General features: G+C 74.5%; 4 protein-coding genes. All 4 read right to left on the bottom strand.

Features of this window, described 5'->3' with window-relative positions:
• Window positions 1-731 (bottom strand): biotin/lipoyl-containing protein (locus tag AB0J52_RS30875; protein ID WP_500186218.1); only part of this gene is annotated, 731 nt, incomplete at its 3' end.
• A 46-nt stretch (window positions 732-777) separates the two neighbouring features.
• On the bottom strand, window positions 778-2,169 hold the full coding sequence (lpdA, locus tag AB0J52_RS30870; protein WP_500186216.1) for a dihydrolipoyl dehydrogenase: 1,392 nt from the start codon (window positions 2,167-2,169) through the stop codon (window positions 778-780).
• Window positions 2,170-2,314: 145 nt separating this feature from the next.
• Window positions 2,315-3,781, bottom strand: a complete 1,467-nt coding sequence (locus AB0J52_RS30865; protein ID WP_500186222.1) for a leucyl aminopeptidase — start codon at window positions 3,779-3,781, stop codon at window positions 2,315-2,317.
• A gap of 68 nt (window positions 3,782-3,849) precedes the next feature.
• Window positions 3,850-3,944: adenosylcobinamide-GDP ribazoletransferase (locus AB0J52_RS30860; protein WP_500186220.1), on the bottom strand; the 95-nt coding region annotated here is incomplete at its 5' end.

Here is a 3,944-nt window from a genome sequence, read left to right as displayed (position 1 = left end):
GGGGCGGGCGCCGACGGGCGGGCCTGCCCGGACGGCGCGGCGGACGGCGCGGCGGACGCGGCCGGGGCGGCGGGAGCCGCGGCGGCCTCGCGGGCGGCGCGGGCCGCCTCCAGGACGTCCTGCTTGCGGATCCGGCCGCCGACGCCGGTGCCCTTGACCGTGGTCAGGTCGACGCCGTGCTCGGTGGCGAGCTTGCGCACCAGCGGCGTGACGTACGGACCTTCGCCGGAGCCCTGGCCGTCCTGCGCGGCCGGAGCGGCCTGCGGGGCGGGCGCCTGGGCCGCCGGAGCGGGCTCGGGAGCCGGGGCCGGGGCGGCGGGCTGCTGCGGCGCGGGCGGCGGCCACGCGGCCGGCGGCGGGCCCTGCGGGGCCTGCTGCGCCTGCTGGGGCTGAGCCTGCGGCTCGGGCTCGGGCTTCGGCTCCGGCTGGGGCTCGGCCGCCGGGGCCGCCTCGGCGGCGGGCTCGGCCGCGGGCGCGGCGGCGGGGGCGTCGCCCTCGTCGCCGATCACCGCGAGCTCGGCGCCGACCTCGACGGTCTCGTCCTCGGCCACGGTGATGCTGGTCAGGATGCCGGACGCGGGAGAGGGGATCTCGGTGTCGACCTTGTCGGTCGAGACTTCGAGAAGCGGCTCGTCGGTCTCGACGCGCTCGCCCTCCTTCTTCAGCCAGCGGGTGACGGTGCCCTCGGTGACGCTCTCGCCGAGCTGGGGCATGGTGACGGAGACCGGCATGGCTCTCAGATACTCCTTCGAGATCTCATATTCCCGGCGCGGCAGTTCAGCCGTGCACGTGCAGTGGCTTGCCGGCGAGCATCAGGTGCGCCTCGCCGACCGCCTCGGACTGGGTCGGATGCGGATGGATGAGCTGGGCGACCTCGCTCGGCAGGGCCTCCCAGTTGTAGATCAGCTGACCCTCGGTGATCAGCTCGCCGACCCGCGCGCCGACCATGGACAGGCCGAGGACGCGGCCGCCGCGCTCGGCGATCACCCGCACCTCGCCCTGCGTGCCGAGGATCTTGCTCTTCGGGTTGCCGGCGAGGTCGTAGACCGCCTCGTCGATCTCGTACCCGCGTTCGGCCGCCACCTTCGAGGTGATGCCCACGGAGGCCACCTCGGGGTCGGAGTAGGTGATGCGGGGCACGCCGTCGTAGTCGATCGGGGACGGGTCGAGGCCGCCCAGCCGCTCGGCGACCAGGATGCCCTCCGCGAAGCCGACGTGCGCCAGCTGCGGGGTGTCGATGAGGTCGCCCACGGCCGACACCGACGGCACCGAGGTGCGGCACAGCCCGTCCACCTGGACGAAGCCGCGCTCCACCGCGACGCCGGCCTCCTCGAACCCGAGGCCCGCCGAGACCGGCCCGCGGCCCACGGCGACGAGCAGCAGCTCGGCGTCGAGGGTCGTGCCGTTCTCCAGCGTGACCGTCACGCCGTCGTCGGTGCGCTCCACGCCCTGGAAGCGGACGCCGAGCTCGTACTTGATGCCGCGCTTGCGGAAGGCGCGCTCCAGTCGCTTGGAGCTGCTCTCCTCCTCCAGCGGCAGCAGGTGGGGGAGCGCCTCCACGATGGTGACCTCGGCCCCGAACGAGCGCCACACGCTGGCGAACTCGACGCCGATCACACCGCCGCCGAGGATCACCACCGACGCCGGGACGCGGCCGAGCGTCAGCGCCTGGTCGCTGAAGACGACCTTCTCGCCGTCCACCTCCAGGCCGGGCAGCGTGCGCGGCGCGGAACCGGTGGCCAGCACGACGTGCCGCCCCTCCAGCGTCCGGGTGGAGCCGTCCGCCGCGCGGACCTCCACGGACGTCGGGGACGCCAGCCGCCCCTCGCCCTCGACGACCTCGATGCCACGGGCCTTGATCAGCCCGGTGAGGCCCTTGACCGTCCCGGAGACGACCTTGTCCTTGTAGGCGTGGACGCCGTCGATGTCGATGCCGACGAAGTCGGCCTTGACGCCGAACGTCGCGGCCTCGCGGGTCTGGTCGGCGACCTCCGCCGCGTGCAGCAGTGCCTTGGTGGGGATGCAGCCGCGGTTCAGGCAGGTGCCGCCGAGCTTGTCGCGCTCGACCAGCACGACGCTCATGCCGAGCTCGGACGCGCGCAGCGCGCACGCGTAGCCGCCGCTCCCGCCTCCCAGGACCACGATGTCGAAGGGGCCGCTGTCAGCCAATGTCGCTCCCTTTCCGCCCTACGCGCCTACGGCTGGTGTGCCTCGCGCACCCGGCGGCGGCACGGGGTGACGCCCCGCCGCCAGGGAAAACCTATTCCCTTGTGCGCCGGGCGGTCCCGGTCGGGGTCCGCCCGGCGGTGAAACGTCAGAGCTCGCCGGCGGCCATGTCCTCGGCGACCGCGACCAGCGTGCGCACGGCCGCGCCGGTGCCCGCCTTCGGCGTGTAGCCGTAGGGCTCGCCCTTGTTGTAGGACGGGCCGGCGATGTCGAGGTGCGCCCAGCGGACGCCGTCCGGCACGAACTCCTTCAGGAAGACGCCCGCGACGAGCATGCCGCCCCAGCGCTCGCCGCTGATGTTGGCGATGTCGGCCACCGCGGAGTCGAGGCCCTTGCGGAGCTCCTCCGGCAGCGGCATGCCCCACGACGGCTCGCCGGTGCGGACGGCGGCCGCCACCACCTTCTCACGGACCTCGTCGTCGTTGGCCATGACACCGGTGGTCCGGGCGCCGAGCGCGACGAGCTGGGCGCCGGTCAGGGTGGCGACGTCGATCAGCAGGTCGGGCTCGTCCTCGCCGGAGCGGACGATCGGGTCGGCCATGACCAGGCGGCCCTCGGCGTCGGTGTTGAGCACCTCGACGGTCTTGCCGCCGTAGACGGTCAGCACGTCGGACGGGCGCTGCGCGCTGCCGGACGGCATGTTCTCGGCGAGCGCGAGGTAGCCGACGACGTTCACGGCCGGCTTGAGCTCGGCGATCGCGGCGAGCGCGCCGAGCACGGCGGCGGCCCCGCCCATGTCGGACTTCATCCAGTCCATGCCCTCGGCGGGCTTCAGCGACAGGCCGCCGGAGTCGAAGGTGATGCCCTTGCCGACCAGCGCGAGCGTCTTGGACGCCTCGGGGTGGGTGTAGGCGAGGCGGACCAGGCGCGGCGGGTTCGCCGACCCCTGCCCGACGCCGACGATGCCGCCGTAGCCGCCGTCGACCAGGGCCTTCTCGTCCAGCACCTCGATCGCGAGGCCGCCGTCGGCGGCGACCTTGGTGGCGACGTCGGCGAAGTCCTCGGGGGACAGGTCGGACGGCGGGGTGTTGACCAGGTCGCGGACCAGCGAGATCGCGGACGCGAGGGTCTCGGCGCGGCGCACGGCGGCCTCGTCGCCGGAGCCCACGACCACGATCTCCTCGACCGGGCCGGGGCGCTCGGAGGTGCGGTAGGCGGAGAAGCCGTAGTTGCCGAGCAGCGCGCCCAGCGCCACGGCCTCGATGTCGCCGGCGGACGCCGCGGGCAGCGCCACCGCGACCTTGCCCTTGCCGGCCAGCGCGCGCAGCGCGGCGCCGGCGGCGCGGCGCAGGCCCTCGGCGTCCAGCGCGTCCGCCTCGCCGAGGCCGACGGCGACGATGAGGGCGGCGGGCAGGGAGCCCAGGGTCGGCAGCTTGACGACCTCTCCGGGCTTGCCGGTGGCGCCCAGCGCCGTCAGGGAATCGGCCAGGCGGCCGGAGAGGGCCGCGTCGAGGTCGTCGGCGCCGGCCGGACGGACGCCGTCCTCGGCCGGGTGGACGCCGACGACGATCGCGTCGGCGTCGAGGGCGGTCAGGACTGCGCTGTCAAGACTGATGGTCGTCACGTCCTCCGATGTTAGTCCTCCAGGTGACCGGTTTCGCCCTTTTGGATCAAGCATTGCCCTCATCGGACGGCCTGTGTCAGCAGGGCCGCCGCCGTGGCGACCTCGACGAGCGCCCCCAGCACGTCCCCGGTGACCCCGCCGAGCCGCCGGACGG

It is taken from the genome of Spirillospora sp. NPDC049652 (assembly GCF_040675125.1).
GTDB lineage: Bacteria > Actinomycetota > Actinomycetes > Streptosporangiales > Streptosporangiaceae > Spirillospora.
Note: the sequence above shows the minus strand (reverse complement) of the source record. Positions and strands in the feature narration are given on the sequence as shown.